Genomic DNA, 21006 nt, shown 5'->3' with positions numbered 1-21006 from the left:
TTCGCCATGACAATAACTCCTCAACAACTGATCGCAATGCTACCGCTGTTGATCGTCGGATTGACGGTGGTGGTTGTGATGCTGTCCATTGCGTGGCGACGCGATCATTTTATCAACGCCACTCTGACGGTTATCGGGCTTAACCTGGCGCTGCTGTCACTCTACTTTGTCGGCCAGGTCGGGCCGATGGATGTCACACCGCTGATGCGGGTTGATGGCTACGCGATGTTCTACACCGGGCTGGTGATTGTTGCCAGTCTGGCGACCAGCACCTTTGCTTATCCGTGGCTCAATGGCTATCCGGATAACCGCGAAGAGTTCTACCTGCTGGTGCTGATTGCGACTATGGGCGGTATTTTGCTCGCCAGCGCCAATCATCTGGCATCGCTGTTCCTGGGTATCGAGCTGATATCCTTGCCGCTGTTTGGTCTGATCGGCTATGCCTATCGCCAGAAGCGCTCACTAGAAGCCAGCATCAAGTACATGCTGCTGTCTGCGGCGGCATCGTCATTCCTGCTGTTTGGTATGGCGTTGTTGTATGCGGAATCTGGCAGTTTGTCATTCGCCGGCCTGGGCAAAAGCCTGAGCGACTCCATGATTCACCAACCGCTGATCCTGGCAGGTTTGGGGATGATGATTGTTGGTCTTGGCTTTAAGTTATCGCTGGTGCCGTTCCAACTGTGGACGCCGGATGTGTATCAGGGCGCACCTGCCCCGGTATCTACTTTCCTGGCGACCGCCAGTAAGATTGCCATCTTTGCGGTGGTGATGCGCTTGTTCCTGTACACGCCAGCCGCTGACAGTGAAGCGGTGCGTTTAGTACTTTCGCTGATTGCTGTGGCCTCGATTCTGTTTGGTAACCTGATGGCTATCAGCCAGACCAACATCAAGCGTCTGCTGGGTTATTCCTCTATCGCGCACCTTGGCTATTTGCTGATTGCGTTGGTGGCGGTGCAAACCCATCAACTGGCACTGGAGACTGCTGGCGTCTATCTGGCGGGTTACCTGTTCAGTAGCTTGGGGGCTTTCGGTGTAGTCAGCTTGATGTCCAGCCCGTACAAAGGCCCGGATGCGGAATCACTGTTCTCCTACCGTGGGTTGTTCTGGCATAAGCCCATTCTCTCTGCGGTGATGACGGTGATGATGCTGTCACTGGCCGGTATCCCAATGACATTAGGCTTTATCGGTAAGTTCTTTGTCGTGGCAATGGGTGTGAGCGCCAACTTATGGTGGTTGACCGGTGCTGTAGTATTGGGTAGCGCCATCGGCCTGTATTACTATCTGCGCGTGACTGTCAGCTTGTATCTGAGTGCGCCGGAAACCCTGGTTCGTGATACACCAAGCAACTGGGCATTGACTGCCGGTGGTGTGGTAGTGCTGATTTCCGCGATTTTGGTACTGGTGCTGGGTATCTATCCGCAACCGCTGATTTCGCTGGTTCAGTTGGCACAACCGCTGATGTAATACGGTGTTAAGTCGATAATTCCAACCCCCTGTCAGCAACCCTGGCAGGGGGTTTTGTTTTATAAGGTATTTAAGATTATTCAAGGCGGCGTAGGGCGAAGCACTGAGGGGAAGAGCTATTTTATTCGGTTATTGTTATGGCCGATTATTTCACTCTATTTTTAAGGATATTTATGAAACTATCATGTTTTCCCTCGCCCACAGTTCTTGTTAGCTCCTCTAATAAAAAACTGACCGCTATAACTCAATCACCAAAGCATCCTGCTGAAATAAAGTCATCCAAAAGCAAGCAACTCCAACAAACAGATTTCAACTGTTTTGAAGAACAGAACTTAAAAAATATTATTTCCGAATTGGAGAAAACATTTAACTACAACGATAGCTATGACAAACATTTCCCTATTTATCTGCAACTCTGGAATGAAATAAATAAAAGTGACGACCATCGTAATTATGTGTTATGGGAGGCTCAAGCAGGCAAAGGTAAACGCAGCGAAGCACTCTGTTGTTTCCTGGTAGAGTACCGCTGGCTCCTGACACACTCGAGTATGGAATCTTCGTCAAAAAGTCAAGTTCTTGACGATTTTCGCCGGGAAGCCCTTTGTGAACAGGCTCTTAGAAAATTAGTAACGAGAGGAATACAAAATGTAATAGTATCCATTGTTGACAAAAAGAATCACTCGCCAGCTTGGGAAGCGAATAAAGAACAAGAGAAGCAAGAAAATATTATTTCACAAATATCGTACATCTTAGGTTTGACGACAGACAAAAATAACGGTGCTAAAAATCGCTTAGGCATGGATCCTATTTCCAATGTTATATTTACTTTTGCGAGTCAGGATTTGATTTTTATTCAGAAACTAGTTGGTGGGGAAAATCCAGCTTTAAAGATAACGCATACAATCGCTGATTCTTATTATAAAATCCATAGTAAAAAAGAAAAGTTACCCAGCAAAGAAATTATTGACCGTGTGCAGAATGAAATAATAGAAACCATCTATAGAAACAGTGAAATATCCATTCACAATGCATCACCTTCTATTAATCAAGAATCCAATACGTATAGAATTATTTCTAAAGCCATACTCGACCCGGCCATTAGCAAGAAGCATCAGCAACAGATGACATCAAAAATACGGGCTAGCACTTATCGTGAAAATAATGGGGAGAAGAAGAGAACTACTGCAGAGATACAAAAAGAATATTTAGTGGTAGATGAAACACTGGACTTGAAGAGTAGCCAGCTTTATAAAGATGTTAATAATTATTTACTGAGTATTAATAAAAATCTCACTGAAAATGATATTTCGTTATGCGCTGAAGATTATTATGAATTTTACCGTGAGCGATTAGATCTTAATGTTCCTCCTCTGGCACTACTGAAGTTTTTTCAATCGCAAAGAGGCATTCAGAATAAAAGTGGCATTCAGAATAAACGCGATGGTATCGTTTTGACCAATAATTAATTTTTTGTGACAAGAATCACACTTATGATGTAATTCAATTATTTTTATCATTGGAAGTGTGACATAAATCGATAAAATTCATCTCAGTTCAGGTAAGCTGCGCAACTTTCATTCAATGCATTTTCTCTTCTAACGTTTTGCGCAGGTAAATACTGATGAACATTATTCTGATGATTGCCATCACCACCGGCATTCTCTCAGGTGTCTGGGGTTGGGTTGCGGTCAGCCTGGGGCTTATCAGTTGGGCTGGGTTTCTGGGCTGCACCGCCTACTTTGCCTGCCCGCAAGGTGGCTTGAAAGGGCTGCTTATCACCCTGCTAACCTGTGTGAGCGGGGTGTTTTGGGCGATGATGATTATTCAGGGAAGTGCCTTGCAACCGGAGTGGGCGATCCTTGGTTATGTTCTGACGGGCATCGTGGCATTTTTGATGTGTATTCAGGCCTGCCAGCAGTGGTTATCCTTTGTCCCCGGCACCTTTATCGGTGCCTGTGCTACCTTTGCCGGTAATGGTGATTGGAAACTGGTGATAGTTTCGCTGTTAGTCGGGGTGGTGTTTGGTTACGCCATGAAAAATAGCGGGTTGTGGTTGGCGGCGCGGCGTGATCGGCAAGAGAGTAGCCCCTTGGGAGCTTCTGTTGATAGCTGATGTTGATTGGATGATCCGGTTCGGTTGGTATTCGCTCAGGTTATCGGTTCGGTTGACATGAGATCGGTGTTCACTTGACCTCCTGCTCGGTTGAGGCCGCTGAGGTAAGGGGATAACTGAACGACTATCAACCGAATCTATTCACCAATCAATATCAACCGAAACATTTTCACCAAATCAAACCTGAACTACCCTGGATCACAATAAATGATTTGCCACTTTAACCACTATCTTACGCAGCGGCGCAACGTCACCTAATGTGCCCATTGGGCGGTGCAACTCACCTGGGAACAGCAAGGCGATATCACCTGGAGCTAAAGTTAATAAAGTTTCGGTGGTAATGCCTTCAAATAATCCGTAATCCCGTTCGCTATCAAAATCCATTGTTGGGCGCTGACCCTGAGCTGATGGTGAAGCACCAATTACCTCACTGCCTTCCAGCAGGATATGAATATCAATGTAATAACGATGCAATTCAGGTGCTTGCTCATACAATGGTTTAGATGAGGCAATAATGTGATTTAAATAAATCTCACGGCCTTCAATGTCTAGTTCACCGGCGGGCAAATGGGCTAAATCCATCTTGCTGATGGCGGCCAGTGTGCGACGAATAGCATCCGGGTAAAATGGGTTATTCACCGCACTTTTCAGTTCATCAAGTATCATAACTATTCCTATATTTCTGCGTATGCATCATGCCGAGGATTTAAGCACAGTGACTGACGTTATTTTCCTGCTCCAGCGCGGCAATACAGTGTTTAACAACACCGGCGATGTCAGGCGATATATCGATTGGAATGATGTCCGGTTCACGGGCATCGGGTGCTTCCAGTGTCGCGAACTGGCTCTTTAACAGACTTTCCGGCATAAAATGCCCCGCCCGTTGCTGCATTCTGTGTAATACCAAATCGTAATCGCCGGTTAGCCACAAAAAGCGAACACCCTGATTGCCCTCGCGCAGACGGTCGCGATACTGTTTTTTCAGCGCCGAACAGACTAAAAAACCGACTTCATTTTTTTGTTGCAGGCTATATGCCACGTCACTTAAACGTTCAAGCCACGGAGCGCGGTCACTATCATTAAGCGGCTGACCTGATGCCATCTTTTGGATGTTGGCGCGTGGGTGCAGATCATCGCCATCAATAAATTTGGCGTTAAGTGCCTGTGCCAGCGCTTGCCCCACACAGGATTTACCGGTGCCGGATACGCCCATCACAATAATGCATTTCCCAGACATAACTTTCCCCTGATGCTTATCAGACTGCAACTAACATCCCGCCATCAACAAACAGCAGATGACCATTAACAAAGTCTGATGCTTTGGAGGAGAGATACACTGCTGCACCAATCAACTCTTCCGGATCTCCCCAACGGGCAGCTGGCGTACGTTTACACAACCAATCGGTGAAGGCCTTATCGTCCACCAGCGCTTTTGTCATATCGGTTTTGAAATAACCTGGGGCAATACCATTGACCTGAATATTGTAACGGGCCAGTTCAACACACATCCCACGCGTCAACATTTTTACTGCACCTTTAGAGGCAGCATATGGCGTGATAGTGTCGCGACCTAATTCGCTTTGCATTGAACAAATATTAATAATCTTTCCGCGTTGGCGTTTAACCATATAACGGGAAACTGCTTGTGAAACCAAGAATACAGATTTCTGGTTTACCGCAATGACATCGTCCCAATCTTTTTCTGGGAATTCGGTAAAAGCATGGCGGCGTTGAATGCCAGCATTATTAATTAAAATATCAATAGCACCAATGCTACTTTCAATTTGTGCAATTGCATCATTCACAGCATCATGGTCAGTCACATTAAAAGCGGCTGCATGAGCAATAAAACCACTGGCACGTAATTCAACAACCGCTTTCTCTGCTCGTTCCGCAGTTATATCATTAATTATTATTTCTGCACCAAATTCAGCAAGACCTTTTGCTAATAAAAAACCGATACCTTGAGCTGAACCGGTAATTAATACTTTGCGGTTTTCTAACGAAAATAAATTTTTCATAATTAATTCCTGATGACGCGAATTAAGCGACATATAAAATAAATATAATTGACTAATGACTGTTTAATTAAATTAGTCAGTAAATAGCGCACTACCAACAAACATCACCGCTTGAAAACATGTGCTTATCAGACCGTTTTCCGTCTTATCAAACTGTGATGAAGATCACTTTAAATCATGTTACGGGAAACTGTTACCGCTAACGTGAGCGACATCGCCTTGATGACGAGAAAATAGGAATATTTGTGTGGGCTTTGGTCATCAATGGGGGGCGTAGTGACTTAACTTATTGATAATAAAACAACTCAATAATATGAATCACGATTGTTATTGCATTTTAAACCAGTAACATGCTTTTCATTATCTTCGCTAACAGTGCATAATCACTTCATCCCATCCCACACTCTTGTTCCAGGTATATGCCATGAAAAACCAGCGTGTTACGTTACAGGATATCGCGTTACTAGCAGGCGTGACTAAAATGACTGTCAGCCGCTACTTACGCACGCCGGAAAAAGTGGCTCCAGAAACCGGTGAACGTATTGCTCAAGTGATGGCTGAAGTCAATTACAGTACTGATTCCGAAGGAGAAACTAGCCTCAACCAAAAAAGCCCGAGAATCGGTATCTTGGTTCCCTCCTTTAATAACCAAATTTTCTCTGATTTACTGGCCGGCATTGAGTCGGTCACTGCCGCCAGTGGCTATCAAACGCTGGTTGTTAACTATAACTACAATAAAGAACGCGAAGAAGAACAAATAGTTAATCTACTTTCTTGCCAGATTTCCGGACTGATACTCACTGATTCTGAACATACCTTACGTGCGGATAAATATCTGAATGCTTCAGAGCTTCCGGTTGCGCAAGTGATGGACTTAGAGCCCCAGTTCAACCGTATTACGGTCGGTTTTAATAATTATCAGGCCGCTTATGATATGACGGCCACGTTGCTGGCAAGCGGGAAGCAAAATGTTGTCTATTTCGGTTCCATGTCTGATGTGCGAGATCGTAAACGTTATCAAGGCTATAGCCAGGCAATGACGGACGCGGGGTTTGCACCACTACATATTACACCTAATAAAGTTTCATCCGTCTCTATTGGGGCCGGGATGTTGGCATTGGCACGACAAATGTATCCGCAAGTCGATGCTATTTTCTGTACCAATGATGATATGGCGGTAGGCGTGTTACAAGAATGCTTGAAATTGGGCATGGTGGTGCCAGCAGAAATAGCAATTTCCGGTTTTCATGGGTTGGATATCGGTCAGGCGACTACCCCTGTACTGGCCAGTGTCACCACTCCGCGTTTTGAAATGGGCAAAGTGGCTGCTGAAATTTTGATTAAGAAAATCAAAAAAATCCCGACAATTGAACAGGTTGACCTGCATTATCGTATTTCACTCGGTGGAACTATCTAAGTTTTCTGCGGTTGTTGAAATACATTTAGATTATCCATAACTGCCATTGTGTTATTGAATGGCAGTGAATGCTCCTCTGTGATAGCCCACCATAATAATATCCCTGGCGTAACAAATTGTGCCAATCCATAACATTTTGATTAAGGCATTACATAAGTCATTAACGCTGGCTGGCTTAGCTGAAACAATTCAGCACCTGCAATGATAGGTTGATCACGTTACCGGTAACACGTTTTCTTAACATGATTTACAGTGACCTGCATCACAAAATAAAACATTGAAAACAGGTCTCATAATGACATTCGCTAAATGGCTTAATCATCTGATGACTATCCACTGCCATTTTTGGTTTTTGATTTATTGACATGATCAGGTACTCGTTATGAAAAACAGCAAACCATCTTCTTTCAAACAGGCCGTATTAATTATTGCCCCGGTAATGGACTATTTGACCGAGAAACTGGAACAGAATTTTACTGTTCATAAGCTCTTCGACGTTACGGATACTGCTGAATTTTTTGCACAACAAGGCGAGAATATTAAGGGTATTGTGACCCGTGGTGATATTGGTGTGACCAACGAAGTACTGGCTTCATTACCTGAAGTACAGATTATCTCAATATTTGGTGTAGGGACTGATGCGGTCGATTTGGACTATACCCGTGAGCGCAATATCATCGTCACCACCACCCCTGGCGTATTGACTGATGATGTAGCCGATACCGCTCTGGGGCTGATTATCGCCACTTCACGGCGTCTCTGTCAGGCGGATAAATTCCTGCGTGCAGGTCAGTGGCCACACAGCAGCTTACCATTGGCCTCTAAAGTCACCGGCAAACGTCTGGGTGTTTTTGGTATGGGCCGCATTGGTCAGGCTATTGCCCGCCGCGCAGCTGGTTTTGATATGCAAATTGCTTATACCGACACAGCTAAAATTGAAAGCCTGCCATATCAGCATGTTCCGGACTTAATCAGCCTTGCCAGACAAAGCGATATTCTGGTTATAGCCATATCGGGTGGCAAAGACAGCGTTGGTCTGGTTGATAAAACCATTTTTGCTGCGATGCCAAATCATGCTCTGCTGATTAATATTGCTCGTGGCAGTATGGTCAATCAGGATGATTTAATCCGTGCATTGCAACAGAAAGAAATAGGTGGAGCAGGTTTGGATGTATTTGCAGATGAGCCTAATGTGCCGCAGGCATTAATCGAAATGGATAATGTGGTATTACTACCCCATATCGCCAGCGCCACCATCGAAACCCGAATTCAAATGAGTGATATTGTATTTGCAAATATTCAAGCTCACTTTGCGGGTGAAAAAGCACCCACTGCTATTACTTACTAATTAAGAAAAAATGAGGGTTAATTAAATTGATCCTCAAATTATTATAATAAAAATAAAAGACCACATCGTGCATTCTAAATAACTGGCAAATTACCCTAATTTGTTGGCGGCATTCTCTACGCTATTTTCTGAATGGTGTGGGAATTATTCAGCTAGAGAAAGAGGCGTGTTTATATGGACAGTAAGATCCCTAATGCCCGTTGGTTCCGTGTTATTGTGCCAATAATGATTGCTTGTATTATTTCTTTTATGGACCGGGTAAATATTAGTTTTGCGCTACCTGGTGGTATGGAAAGCGATCTGGCTATTACCAGCCAAATGGCTGGTTTAGCCGGTGGTATTTTCTTTATTGGTTATTTATTTTTACAAGTACCGGGTGGCCGTATTGCTGTTCATGGCAGCGGCAGAAAATTCATTGCTTATTCCCTCGCCGTCTGGGCTGTCGTTTCCATTTTGACGGGCTTTGTGACTAACCATTATCAGTTGTTATTCCTGCGCTTTGTGCTGGGTGTTTCTGAAGGCGGTATGTTGCCTGTAGTGTTGACCATGGTCAGCAACTGGTTCCCTGAACGCGAAATTGGCCGCGCCAATGCTTTCGTGATGATGTTTGCCCCTATCGGTGGCATGTTCACTGCGCCTTTATCTGGTTTCATTATCAATGCGTTAGATTGGCGCTGGCTGTTCTTCCTCGAAGGTTCACTGTCAGCCGTCGTGTTGATTATGTGGTGGTTTGTTATCAGTGACCGACCTGAAGAAGCTAAATGGCTGTCGAAAAAAGAACGCGATTATCTGGTCACCGAGCTGGCACGTGAGCGGGCAGAGCGGATGCTGGATGCGCCAGTCACTAATGCGCCATTAAAAGCGGTATTTCTGAATAAAGGTTTGATGAAACTGGTTGCTCTGAACTTCTTTTATCAGACCGGGGATTATGGCTACACCTTGTGGTTGCCGACTATTTTGAAAAATCTGACCGGCGGTAATATGGCCTCGGTTGGTATTCTGGCTATTCTGCCGTTTATTGCTACCACCGCCGGTATTTATGTCATTTCTTCGCTATCAGATAAAACCGGTAAACGTCGTTTGCTGATAATGATTTCTCTGTTCTGCTTTGCCGCGGGTCTGGTGACATCCGTTATTTTCCGCCACAACGTATTGGTCTCTTATCTGGCTCTGGTGGTGTGCGGATTCTTCCTCAAAGCTGCAACCAGCCCATTCTGGTCTATTCCAGGCCGTATTGCTGTGCCAGAAGTGGCCGGTGGCGCTCGCGGTGTGATTAATGGGTTAGGTAATTTGGGCGGGTTCTGTGGCCCGTATCTGGTTGGTGTCATGATTTTCTTCTACGGCCAAAGTGCAGCAGTTTGCATGTTAGCTGGCTCATTAATTATTGCCGGGCTGATTACCTTAACCTTGCCAAAAGAGTGTGATGTTGAAGTCGCAGCGAAGGGAAAGGGTATTGCTGACAAAGGCTTAGCCAAAGTAAAACGCGCTTAAGCCGCCAGGCGGTCTTTATTGCAACAGGCATGACCGCCGCCATTTATCACCGGAGAATCTCATGAATTTACAACAGCAACTTACCCTCAGCCAGCAGCATCAGCAACGACTGCAATTGACCCATTTCAATCATGAAATCGCCTGGCAGTTGGGCGAAAAAATCAAGCAACAGGCAGAGCGGCAAGGGGTGGCGCTGGCTATCAATATCCAGGTCAATGGGCAGACTTTATTGAGTTACGCCATGCCGGGCACCAGTGCAGAAAACGCTGACTGGCTGCGGCGCAAACGTAATGTGGTGGAGTTACTGGGCACCAGCTCCTATGCCGCAGGGTTGATGTTACAGCAGCGCCAAACCTCCCTTGAGGAGCGGTATGGTGTCAGCTTGCGTGACTATGCCGCGTTAGGCGGCGGTTTCCCGTTACAGGTTAAGCAAGCAGGTATTATTGGCAGCGTAAATGTCTCCGGCGCGCCACATTTGGATGATCACAATTTGCTGTTGCAGGTACTGGCGGATTTCATTGGCCTTCCTGCGGGCAGTATTGAACTTTTGGCTCCGCTGACTGAATAAGGAATGGCGATGAACCCCACTCTTACCCGTGTGACGCAGCGTATCATTGCGCGTTCTGCGCCGACCCGTACCGCCTATCTGCAACGCATCAGTGCGGCAAAAGAAAATACCGTTCACCGTTCACAATTGGCCTGCGGCAATCTGGCTCATGGTTTTGCCGCTTGCCAGCCCGAGGATAAAGTTTCTCTGAAGAATATGGTGCGTAGCGATATCGCCATTATTACCTCCTACAATGACATGCTGTCAGCTCATCAGCCTTACGAGCATTATCCGCAACAACTTAAAGATGCGCTGCATCAAGTGGGGGCGGTCGGGCAAGTGGCGGGGGGCGTTCCTGCAATGTGTGATGGCGTGACGCAAGGGCAGGATGGCATGGAATTATCGCTGATGAGTCGCGATGTGATTGCTATGTCGGCAGCTATCGGCTTATCGCACAATATGTTTGATGGCGCATTGTATCTCGGTGTGTGCGACAAAATTGTGCCGGGGTTGCTGATGGCGGCGTTGTCATTTGGCCACTTACCGGCGGTTTTTGTACCAGCAGGGCCAATGGCCAGCGGCCTGTCCAATAAAGAAAAAGTGCGAGTGCGCCAACTGTATGCCGAGGGCAAAGTTGACCGACATGCACTATTGGAAGCCGAGTCTGCCTCTTATCACAGCGCCGGTACTTGTACATTTTATGGCACCGCCAACTCGAATCAGATGGTCATGGAAGTGATGGGGCTGCATTTGCCCGGCTCCTCTTTTATCCAGCCCGATACGCCACTGCGCGATGCACTGACCGCCGCGGCGGCACGGCAAGTTACGCGCTTGACGCAAACCAGTGGTAATTATTTGCCGGTCGGCCAGTTGGTGGATGAAAAAGTGGTGGTGAATGGCATTGTGGCGCTTCTGGCCACCGGAGGTTCGACCAACCACACCATGCATTTAGTGGCGATGGCGCGCTCGGCGGGCATAATCATTGATTGGGATGATTTTTCTGAGCTGTCGGAAGTGATTCCGCAGTTGTGTCGTATTTACCCTAATGGCCCGGCGGATATTAACTATTTTCAGGCCGCAGGCGGCGTGGCTTTGTTGATACAAGAGTTATTGCAAGGCGGTTTGTTGCACGAGGATGTTCATACGGTGGCCGGGTTCGGCCTGCAACGTTACACGCAAGAGCCTTATCTGGACGCGGGTCAGTTGCAGTGGCGCAGTGGGCCAGAGCGTTCATTGGATGACAGCGTCATTGCCAGTCTGAGCAAACCTTTCTCACCTCATGGCGGCACTAAAGTGTTGAGTGGCAATCTGGGCAGAGCGGTGATGAAAACCTCAGCCGTACCGCATGATCATCAAATTATTGAAGGGCCAGCCGTGGTGTTTGATAGTCAGCATGATGTCGGGCCAGCGTTTGAATCCGGTGCGCTGGACAGAGATTGCGTGGTGGTGGTGCGCTATCAGGGGCCGCGTGCCATTGGTATGCCGGAATTACATAAATTGATGCCGCCACTGGGGGTATTACTGGATCGCGGTTTTAAGGTGGCGTTAGTCACGGATGGCCGTTTGTCCGGTGCATCCGGTAAAGTGCCATCGGCCATTCATGTGACACCAGAGGCTTATTGTGGTGGGTTGCTGGCAAAAATCCGCAATGGCGATCGGGTGCGGGTTGATGGCGTCAGCGGTGAACTTTCGCTGCTGGTGGATGACGCCGAGCTGGCCACTCGCCACCCAGCATTACCCGATATCTCGGCTTTCCATGTGGGATGTGGTCGTGAATTGTTTGGCGCGTTGCGCGAACAATTGACTGGCGCAGAGCAGGGGGCGTGCTGTATTAGGTTTTAATGAGAGTTCAGCGGCAAAGGGCGCTCACTCCTTTGCCGCTGTTTATCACCGCTATTTCTTGGTTTTACGGCGCTTTTTGCCTATAACAAATATCAACGCTAACAGCACTATCACCGCCGCAATCATCGCCGGAGCCATATAGGGCTGAAGCCTTGCCAGCAGTGGCACAGGCCCGCCAGCACGCAGTTCTGCTACATCCGCTTCACTGACGGTGACCGCTGGGTTGCCGTAACTGTGCAGAACATAATTGGCAATCAGAGCGATCTGTTTATCATTCAACGGATTAACATAAGATTGCGGGCCAAAATGTGGCATCAGTATATGCTCATCACCCACTTTACGATCCACCCCAAACAATATGGCGGAAACCAGATTGGCCGGGTTAGAAGAGCCGGTGGCGGTGTTATTGAATAAGGAAGGATAAGCCTGATTTTTACTGCCGCTACCGTCGGGCTGATGACAACTGGCGCAGTTGCCACTGAACAACGCCGCACCGCTGTCTAGCGTGTTATTCGCCGTAGACGGGTGCTTGCCGCGTAGGCCGATCTCCACATTCAACGCCTTGCCAAAACTGTCGGCGGGTTGAGTATCTTGCGGATCACGTACCGGTGTGGTGCTTTTTAGGTAAAGGGCGATCGCCTGTAAATCACTTTCCGGCAGATATTGCAGGCTATTTTGTACCGCTTCTGCCATTCCGCCAGCCGCCTGATTTTTACCGGTAACGCGCCCGGTTTTCAGGTATTCCACCAGCTGAGCATTACTCCAGCCACCAATGCCACTGATGGCATCTGACGTAATATTCGGTGCATACCACGGCCCGACCATACCACCGGCAAAGGCTTTGCCAGTATCTTCACCCATCAATAAGTTACGTGGTGTATGGCAGGTATCACAGTGACCCGGCCCATTAACCAGATAAGCACCGCGATTCCATTGATCACTCTTACTACTATCCGGTTCGAAGCGGCCTTTATCCAGGAACATCATGTTCCAGCCCAGCATGGCAAAGCGCATATTGAACGGGAAGGGAAGTTCGGTGGGAATATTCTCTTCATCAATTGCTGGCACCGCCTGCATAAAGTAAACATACAGCGCGTGAATGTCTTCATCACTTAGCTTGGTGTAAGAGGTATAAGGCATCGCCGGATAGAGGTGGCTGCCATCAGCACGAATGCCATCACGAACCGCGCGAGCAAACTCTGCTTCACTGTACTTGCCAATTCCGTCAACTGTGGATGGGGTGATATTGGTGGAATAAATCATCCCCATCGGCGAGCTGATACCATAACCGCCGGCGAAAGGTTTTCCGCCCTCAGGTTTGGTATGACAGGCCTGGCAGTCAGAGGCGATAGCCACTTGTTCGCCTTTTTCGATCCACTGCTGTTCGCTGAGTGATGTATGCTCTGATGCACACACGCCAGTGGCGAATAAAAACAGTGAAAACAGGCTGGTTCCGATCAATTTTTTCATCATTTGCCCGCCAGTAAACGCGCCATATCATCGGCGGCTTTCAGCCCTAATGCAGCCATGGTCAATGTGCTGTTGACCACACTGGCTGACGGAATAGCACCGCCACCGGGCAGCCATAAGTTGGCATGGTCATAGGTGCGGCAATTGCCATCAACCACTGAGTCTTGCGGGTTGCTGCCCATAATGGTGCCACCCATGATGTGGTTATTGGCATTCAGGCTGGTGGTGATTTTGAATTCATCCGCTTCAAACAACTGGCCGATATGCTCCAGTTGCTTATGTGCGGCTTCGGCACCTTTGCGCACATAATCACCGACATCGTAATGGATATCCGGGCAGGGCAAGCCATGAGCATCTTTGCGGGTTTTACTTAATGTCAGGCGGTTGTCTGGATCTGGTAGCGGTTCAAGGCTTATCGACAAATCAGCGCCATAAGCAGCCCGGCGGCGGATCTCTTCATCCAGCGCTTTGCCCACCAGCCCCATTTCCAGCGCCTGTTGTGTGGCGGGTAATACACGGTTGATATTATTGAGGATCATTTTGTTTGCTGAGTAATCTTTGCGGAATTCGCCGTCACGCGGCCCGACCAGACAACTGCTTTGTGCTGGCCCACGCCCCAACCACAGCGGCTCTTTGGCTAAAAATGTACAGTGGAAACCGGAGTGATCCATCATATTGCGGCCAACCTGATCGGATGAATTGGCAATACCGTTCGGGTTTTTCTCATTAGCAGCCATCAGCAACAGACGCGGGGTTTCAATACCGTTACAGGCCAGCGCGAACACTTTGCCGGTCGCTTGATGAGACAGTTTTTGGTTATCCAGCCAATGGACCGCAGTAACCTGGTTTTGGTCATCGGTATCAATTTTGTAAACCACGGCTTCGGCTAATACCACCGCACCTTTCATTTCCGCACGTTCTATATGATGGATGCCGTTATACATAGCGCCGATAGGGCAAATAGGTTGGCAATTATTGTTACCACAGCAGGTTGGGCGGCCCTCCCACGGGCGGGTACTGCGCCCCTGCGGAATAGGCACCGACTGGTAACCGTGTGGATTCACCACTTCGGCAAAACGGATATCACCGTGCGCCCAAGGCACCATATCCATTGGATAAGGCTTGCTACGCTCTGACGGGGATTGCAGCTTGGGATCGTTCGGCCCGGCGACGCCAATCTCGTCTTCAGCGCGGCAATAATAGGGCTCCAACTCATCATAAGAGATGGGCCAATCGCGACCGACGCCATACAGTGTTTTCATCTGAAAATCGTTGGGAACGTGCCGCCAGCAGGAGGCCGCCCAATGCCAGGTGGTGCCACCGACGGTGCGCAGATAACCCTGTTTAAAACTGCTGGCACTGGGGCCGGTCAGCTCGACATAGTTATTTTCCGGGAAGTAGAGTGGGGCGGTGGCAAATTCAGATTGTGGATATAAACCTTGGTAATCAGAACCGGCTCGATTATCGAAAGGCATATTGCGCCAGTTCTCAACCGCCTGACCGCGATCGATACGCAAGCCCGCTTCTAATACCAATACCGAGTAGCCCTGAGCAACCAGTTGGTCTGCCATCATGCCGCCGACAATGCCGGAACCGACAATAATGACATCTGCCGAGGCATTGCCGTCGGCACTAAAAATAGGTTTTTTCATCAGGAATGGCTCTCGTTGACAGGTTTTGGCAGGTTGATATCCGGCGGGGTGGCAGTCCACCACAGCGGGCCATTGCCGCAATAGGTGGGGACGACCAAGGCGTCACTGGCGGGGCGGTACATCAGCGCATCTTTATAGGCAATCAAAATCGCTTGCTGCCCATGACCGACAGTACCGGTATACCAGGCAGCAACAATTGCACTGACGGTTTTTTGTAGCTGGTGCTGCTGCGCCAGTGCTTGCAGTTGTTGAGCACTTTGTCCGTCTTGCATGAGAGCCGTCAACCGACTGATTTTAGAGGGGAATTGGCCGTCGCTGTTATGCAGTGCGGTGAAGATACGCGCTGACATGCCTTGGTCAATATCCTGATGCTCGGTCAAGGTTTGCGACAATTTAAAGAACCGGGCAAAAGCCAGTGGGTTAGCGGCGGTGGTCTGCTGCTCGGCTTGAGTTAAAAACGGATAGCCCAATAAGGAAGTGGCAACCATTGTAGAGGCCAGGCCCACTAACAGTTCTCTGCGGGTAAAACCGGTTCCATTTTGATCACTGAAAATGGTCGTGGCAGGTGCGTTTTTTTCCATCGAGAGTTTCTCTTGGATCGGGTGATTACGCGAAGTGGTCGCGACTAAAAATAAATTATTCTTATATTTTGTAGTGTTTTTAGAGGTTAGATGGCCGCGAGATGGGCAGGGTCATTAACTATTATTCAGATAAATTAACAATTTCTTAAAAATTCTTCAATGTAATTAATTAGCGTGAGAAGTATTTGTTGGTATTTTCAACAAACCCACACCTAAACGGGTTCGCTATCGTCAGCACGCCGTCGACACCTGCTCCGGATTAATCCGGAAAACCCTATCCTTGCCGTGAATAACCCTTGTGCTGATTATTTTCGACTAACCTTAAGGAATGCACTTTTTTCACTCATGGAGAATTCACATGAACCGAGATAAAGAACAGCAAACTTCGCTGGATGACGATCTGACCATGTTAACCGATACCCTGGAAGAGGTACTGCGTGCTTCTGGTGATGCGGCGGATGAAAGTTATAAAGAAATCAAAGCGCGCGCGGAGAAAGCGTTAAAGGAGGTGCAGTACCGTTTGAGTGGCCGCAGTGAGTGCTATATCAAACGGGCAAAAGCGTTGGCGTGTTGCACCGATGATTATGTGCGCGACAAACCCTGGTGCAGTGTAGGAATTGGCGCAACTGTTGGATTGGTTATTGGATTGTTGCTGGCGCGGCGTTGAGAGACAACATCCACCTCAAAAGGGGCTGCTATTGCTGATAAAGTTAAATGAAGGGGAATCGTGCCGTTGGGGTCGTAACGGCATAAGCCGTCGAAGTGCCCCAAGGTGCGGTAAACCCTTCACTCACTGATCTATCAGCAACCTTGTCATTACCTCGACGGGTTACAGCCCCTTTTCACAAACAGAGTTGAACTCGTCCTGCTAAATACCCCTTGTTGAGTATATAAAAACATCAATATCAAATATTAGTGTGATAACTAACAATAACTTTTCAATCTGACTTTTCTTATTATTCATGCCCCGTATAATCCCACTCTTTCTGTTGATTTGCCGAGGTGGTCGTGAAACAACTTTCTGGTTTGTTGGGCGAATTACGGCAAAAGCTACGCGCCAATTTCCCTGACCAGGCCGGTATTCGGCAAATTATCTTGCCTGCACCGGGACAAGTGGGAAATCAATTGCTTGAGTGGCTCGCGGCTCAAAGGCATTTTCCTCAATTCTACTGGCATCATCGCGAAGGTCATGAAGAGGCTGCAGCCTGTGGTCAAACCCGGCAATTCAACGATGTACTATCGGCAGACCAATTTATTCAACAGCACCGCACTGTTGCGGGGTTGCGTGTTTGGGGGCTAAATGCTTTTGAGCCAGTCAGCATGGTCGAACCCTCTCCCGATTCGCCCCAACAAACCCAGACCAGTTTCTTGTTTTTACCGCGTATTGAGATTTTACGATGTGGTAAACATACCCATTTGACCCTAAATCTGGTCAGCGACGACTCCCTCGCGCAAGATGCCTTACTCGCCATCGCCTTTATTGATCAACTGGTTGCCGCCAAACCCTTGCCTGCATTGGATGTGGTGGTTGAAGCTGCCAGCCATATGCCGGAATACCCGCAGTGGCATCACCTGATTGAACAGGCATTGGGCAACATCGCGCAGCAAAAAATGGAGAAGGTGGTTCTGGCTCGGGCGACTCGCTTGATGCTGGATAAGCCTCTCTCGTGCGGGGCTTTTATGGCCGCCAGCCGTCAGGTGAATCATCACTGTTTCCACTTTATGCTGCGCTTTGATGGCTTGCGGGCATTTTTGGGTTCCAGCCCTGAGCGCCTGTATTTGCGCCAGCTTCAACATCTGGAAACAGAAGCGCTGGCAGGAACTGCGTCAAATGATGACGATATCGTTCATGCCACTGAATTGGCTGATTGGTTGATGCATGATGAAAAGAATCAACGCGAGAATTTGCTGGTAGTCGATGATATTTGCCAGCGTTTACAAGGCGGGGTGGTCGCGGTGGATGTCATGCCGCCTGAAGTCATTCGCTTGCGGAAAGTACAACATCTGCGACGCTGTATCCATGCGCAACTTAACCGCGCCAATGATGCTGACTGCTTGCACCGACTGCAACCAACGGCGGCGGTGGCGGGGTTACCACGCAATGTTGCCCGGCAGTTTATTACAGAAAACGAGCCTTTTTCTCGTGGTTGGTATGCCGGTTCTGCCGGTTATCTTTCTCTCAAGCAAACTGAATTCAGTGTGACATTGCGTTCGGCCTGGGTAGAGGATAAACAGATTCATCTGTATGCCGGTGCCGGTATTGTCGCTGGTTCTGACGCAGAGCAAGAATGGCAGGAAATTAATAATAAATCAGCGGGATTACGTACTTTGCTGGCAAATTTGAAGTCAGATAATAATCATGAAGTATGATAATTAACCGCACTCATTATGTGGGCTGATTGTCGCCCCCATGCAGCAGGTGTAAACTGTCAATCTGAGCCAATGCACGCCGGTTTTGTTGTAGATAACGGTAAAAATTTAACCATTAATCAGTCACTCCGGGCTTTTTCAGCGAATAGTTTGGTTCCTCACGCTGATCATCGGGGTCGCAGTGTCTGTTAACTGACTTTTGGGCGAACCATGTCGACAAGCGTTTTTAACCGTCGTTGGGCGGCATTACTACTGGAGGCGTTGAGTCGCCACGGTGTGCGTCATATCTGTATCGCACCGGGTTCCCGTTCGACCCCGCTCACCTTGGCGGCGGCGGCGAATCCGTCGCTGGTTTGCCATACCCATTTTGATGAACGTGGCTTGGGGCATCTGGCATTGGGTTTGGCGAAAGCCTCAACTGAGCCGGTGGCAGTGATTGTCACTTCCGGCACCGCGGCGGCCAATCTTTATCCAGCTTTAATTGAAGCCGGGCTGACCGGTGAGCGCTTAATCTTCTTGACCGCCGATCGGCCACCAGAATTAATTGATTGCGGTGCTAATCAGGCGATTCGCCAGCAAGGCATGTTTGCCAGTCATCCGACCGTCAGCCTTAATTTGCCTCGCCCCACACCGGATATTTCTGCCAGTTGGCTGGTTTCTACCCTCGACAGTGCAATGGCGCAATTGCACCACGGCGGCTTGCATATTAACTGCCCATTTGCTGAACCGCTGTATGGTGGTGATGAACAATGCTATGCCGACTGGTCTGCCGCTTTGGGTGACTGGTGGCAAGATTGCCATCCCTGGCTGCGCCAATCCCGTTCTTTACCTCAAACAGAGCAAGCCGACTGGTTTTTCTGGCGGCAAAAGCGTGGCGTGGTGATTGCCGGGCGCATGACCGCCGAAGAGGGCGAACAACTGGCGCAATGGGCCGAATTACTCGGCTGGCCTCTGATTGGCGATGTGCTGTCGCAAACCGGCCAACCGCTACCTTGTGCCGACCTGTGGCTCGCACACCCAGGCGCACAACTGGTGCTGGCTCAGGCGCAGATTGTCTTACAGTTTGGCAGTAGCTTAACCGGTAAACGTCTGTTGCAGTGGCAGGCACAATGCCAGCCGCAAGAATACTGGCTGGTGGATAACATCGCGGGTCGTCTTGATCCGGCGAATCACCGTGGTCGCCGGATTATCTCTCCGGTGAATGAGTGGTTAGAACACCATCCGGCGCTACGCCGCACACCCTGGGCTTCCGAGCTGATTATATGGTCGGAAAACGCTCATGCGCATGTTGAACAAGCGTTGAACGAACAATTCAGCGAGGCGGCAGTGGCCCATCGCCTGGCCGAGTTGTTACCGGAAAACGGTCAACTTTTTGTCGGCAACAGTTTGATTGTCCGTTTGATTGATGCGCTGGGGCAGTTGCCTGCGGGGTATCCGGTTTACAGTAATCGTGGAGCCAGCGGGATTGATGGTTTGTTATCGACCGCCGCCGGTGTCCAGCGCGCCACCGCTAAGCCAACGCTGGCGATAGTTGGGGATTTATCGGCGCTTTATGACCTTAATGCTCTGGCGCTATTGCGTCAAAGTTCCGCTCCTACGGTGCTACTGGTGGTGAACAATAATGGCGGGCAGATTTTCTCTCTGCTGCCGACACCTGAAGCTGACCGTCAGCGTTTTTATTGCATGCCACAGAATGTGAGTTTTGAACATGCTGCTGCGATGTTTGGTTTAGGTTATTCCCGGCCAGAAAGCTGGTTGATGCTCAAACAGCAAGTCGATCAATGCTGGCTGCGCGGTGGAGTTACACTGATTGAAATAGAGGTGCCGTCGAGTCAGGGAGCCGAAACACTGCAACAACTGGTACAACAGGTGGCCCAATTATGACGCTGGCATACCGTAAGCTCGATCCACATCCCCAATCTCCGGCACGGCAACATACCGGGCCGTGGCTGGTCTGGTTGCATGGTTTATTGGGCAGTGGTCAGGACTGGCTACCGGTGGCGGAATTATGCGGCGATTATCCCTCACTGCTTATCGACTTGCCGGGACACGGTAACTCTGTCGCTCTGACGACCACTGGCTTTGAAGATATCAGCCGCCAGATAACCGAAACATTGCAGGCTAATGGTATTCGCGAATATTGGCTGGCGGGCTATTCTTTAGGCGGCAGAATTGCGATGTATCACGCCTGCTATGGTCATCAGGTTGGTTTGCAAGGGCTGCTGGTCGAAGGGGGCAATCTCGGGCTGGAAAGCGAAGAGCTGCGAAAAGCGCGCTTTGAGCAAGATTGCCAATGGGCACAGCGTTTTCGTCACGAACCTTTGCCACAGGTGTTGGCTAACTGGTATCAGCAGGAGGTATTTGCTGATTTGGATTCGCAGCAACGGGAACAATTGGTCGCGCTGCGAGCCAATAATCATGGCCCGGCGGTGGCGGACATGCTCGAAGCCACCTCACTTGGGCATCAACCCTGGCTATTACCGGCTCTGCAACGCCTGAGTGTCCCGTACACCTATCTGTGTGGTGAGCGTGACTACAAATTCCAGCAATTGGCTCATCAATATAAGTTGCCATTACGGACACTAGCCCGTGCGGGGCACAATGCGCATCGGGTAAATCCCGGTGCTTTTGCCGCGCAGGTGCTTTCATTTTTATCACAGTCTTCATTTTTACCACCCTCCCGTTAAAGG

18 protein-coding genes are annotated in these 21006 nt (G+C 48.8%); 12 read left to right on the top strand and 6 right to left on the bottom strand.

Annotation, left to right across the window (positions count from 1 at the left end):
• Positions 1 to 6 precede the first annotated feature (6 nt).
• The 3 genes from nuoN to FTB31_RS03675 all read left to right on the top strand — a co-directional run bounded on the left by nuoN (position 7) and on the right by FTB31_RS03675 (position 3577).
• Positions 7 to 1464: an NADH-quinone oxidoreductase subunit NuoN gene (gene nuoN, locus FTB31_RS03685; protein WP_227731106.1), complete on the top strand. Its 1458-nt coding sequence runs from the start codon at positions 7 to 9 to the stop codon at positions 1462 to 1464.
• 173 nt (positions 1465 to 1637) lie between these two features.
• A complete protein-coding gene (locus tag FTB31_RS03680) occupies positions 1638 to 2930 on the top strand; it encodes a hypothetical protein (RefSeq protein ID WP_227731105.1) in 1293 nt (430 codons plus the stop codon).
• A 155-nt stretch (positions 2931 to 3085) separates the two neighbouring features.
• Positions 3086 to 3577 (top strand): DUF1097 domain-containing protein, encoded by a 492-nt coding sequence (locus FTB31_RS03675; RefSeq protein ID WP_050078316.1) that lies wholly within the window; start codon positions 3086 to 3088, stop codon positions 3575 to 3577.
• A 198-nt stretch (positions 3578 to 3775) separates the two neighbouring features.
• Here the strand turns inward: FTB31_RS03675 and FTB31_RS03670 are convergent, their stop codons facing one another.
• From FTB31_RS03670 to idnO, 3 genes are read right to left on the bottom strand one after another with little or no spacing between them, the layout of a single operon-like run.
• The gene (locus FTB31_RS03670) at positions 3776 to 4243 is read right to left on the bottom strand and encodes a YhcH/YjgK/YiaL family protein (protein WP_077295126.1); all 468 of its coding nucleotides are present in this window, start codon (positions 4241 to 4243) and stop codon (positions 3776 to 3778) included.
• 40 nt (positions 4244 to 4283) lie between these two features.
• Complete coding sequence (locus FTB31_RS03665; protein ID WP_050078314.1) at positions 4284 to 4814, bottom strand: gluconokinase; 531 nt, start codon at positions 4812 to 4814, stop codon at positions 4284 to 4286.
• A 19-nt stretch (positions 4815 to 4833) separates the two neighbouring features.
• Positions 4834 to 5598 carry a gluconate 5-dehydrogenase gene (gene idnO, locus FTB31_RS03660; protein WP_050078313.1) on the bottom strand — a complete coding sequence of 255 codons (765 nt, stop codon included), beginning with the start codon at positions 5596 to 5598 and terminating at the stop codon, positions 4834 to 4836.
• Positions 5599 to 6022: 424 nt separating this feature from the next.
• On the opposite strand from idnO, the gene FTB31_RS03655 reads away from it, so the two are divergent.
• From FTB31_RS03655 to edd, 5 genes are all read left to right on the top strand, one after another.
• A complete protein-coding gene (locus FTB31_RS03655; protein ID WP_050078312.1) occupies positions 6023 to 7015 on the top strand; it encodes a substrate-binding domain-containing protein in 993 nt (330 codons plus the stop codon).
• 382 nt (positions 7016 to 7397) lie between these two features.
• Entirely contained in the window at positions 7398 to 8363 is a 966-nt protein-coding gene (locus FTB31_RS03650) for a 2-hydroxyacid dehydrogenase (protein WP_077173840.1), read from the top strand.
• A gap of 174 nt (positions 8364 to 8537) precedes the next feature.
• Positions 8538 to 9854 (top strand): MFS transporter, encoded by a 1317-nt coding sequence (locus FTB31_RS03645; RefSeq protein WP_077173841.1) that lies wholly within the window; start codon positions 8538 to 8540, stop codon positions 9852 to 9854.
• A 61-nt stretch (positions 9855 to 9915) separates the two neighbouring features.
• Positions 9916 to 10422 carry a heme-degrading domain-containing protein gene (locus tag FTB31_RS03640; protein WP_050078308.1) on the top strand — a complete coding sequence of 169 codons (507 nt, stop codon included), beginning with the start codon at positions 9916 to 9918 and terminating at the stop codon, positions 10420 to 10422.
• Positions 10423 to 10431: 9 nt separating this feature from the next.
• The gene (gene edd / locus FTB31_RS03635) at positions 10432 to 12243 is read left to right on the top strand and encodes a phosphogluconate dehydratase (RefSeq protein ID WP_227731104.1); all 1812 of its coding nucleotides are present in this window, start codon (positions 10432 to 10434) and stop codon (positions 12241 to 12243) included.
• 51 nt (positions 12244 to 12294) lie between these two features.
• On the opposite strand, the gene FTB31_RS03630 is transcribed toward edd, so the two are convergent.
• Genes FTB31_RS03630 through FTB31_RS03620 form a run of 3 tightly spaced genes read right to left on the bottom strand, consistent with a single transcriptional unit; the run spans position 12295 to position 15946 of the window.
• Positions 12295 to 13713: a cytochrome c gene (locus FTB31_RS03630; protein ID WP_227731103.1), complete on the bottom strand. Its 1419-nt coding sequence runs from the start codon at positions 13711 to 13713 to the stop codon at positions 12295 to 12297.
• The gene (locus FTB31_RS03625; protein WP_077295122.1) at positions 13713 to 15365 is read right to left on the bottom strand and encodes a GMC family oxidoreductase; all 1653 of its coding nucleotides are present in this window, start codon (positions 15363 to 15365) and stop codon (positions 13713 to 13715) included. Before FTB31_RS03625 ends, FTB31_RS03630 begins: the two co-directional genes overlap by 1 nt.
• Complete coding sequence (locus FTB31_RS03620) at positions 15365 to 15946, bottom strand: sorbitol dehydrogenase family protein (protein ID WP_227731102.1); 582 nt, start codon at positions 15944 to 15946, stop codon at positions 15365 to 15367. Before FTB31_RS03620 ends, FTB31_RS03625 begins: the two co-directional genes overlap by 1 nt.
• A 358-nt stretch (positions 15947 to 16304) precedes the next feature.
• On the opposite strand from FTB31_RS03620, the gene FTB31_RS03615 reads away from it, so the two are divergent.
• The 4 genes from FTB31_RS03615 to menH all read left to right on the top strand — a co-directional run bounded on the left by FTB31_RS03615 (position 16305) and on the right by menH (position 21003).
• Positions 16305 to 16613 carry a DUF883 domain-containing protein gene (locus FTB31_RS03615; protein WP_019082034.1) on the top strand — a complete coding sequence of 103 codons (309 nt, stop codon included), beginning with the start codon at positions 16305 to 16307 and terminating at the stop codon, positions 16611 to 16613.
• Positions 16614 to 16954: 341 nt separating this feature from the next.
• On the top strand, positions 16955 to 18316 hold the full coding sequence (gene menF, locus FTB31_RS03610; RefSeq protein WP_227719380.1) for an isochorismate synthase MenF: 1362 nt from the start codon (positions 16955 to 16957) through the stop codon (positions 18314 to 18316).
• Positions 18317 to 18526: 210 nt separating this feature from the next.
• Positions 18527 to 20200, top strand: a complete 1674-nt coding sequence (menD, locus tag FTB31_RS03605; RefSeq protein WP_050078300.1) for a 2-succinyl-5-enolpyruvyl-6-hydroxy-3-cyclohexene-1-carboxylic-acid synthase — start codon at positions 18527 to 18529, stop codon at positions 20198 to 20200.
• Positions 20194 to 21003: a 2-succinyl-6-hydroxy-2,4-cyclohexadiene-1-carboxylate synthase gene (menH, locus tag FTB31_RS03600; RefSeq protein ID WP_139343711.1), complete on the top strand. Its 810-nt coding sequence runs from the start codon at positions 20194 to 20196 to the stop codon at positions 21001 to 21003. Before menD ends, menH begins: the two co-directional genes overlap by 7 nt.
• Positions 21004 to 21006 lie beyond the last annotated feature (3 nt).

The organism is Yersinia proxima, from assembly GCF_902170785.1.
GTDB lineage: Bacteria > Pseudomonadota > Gammaproteobacteria > Enterobacterales > Enterobacteriaceae > Yersinia > Yersinia proxima.
This window is presented reverse-complemented; position numbering and strand designations above follow the sequence as displayed.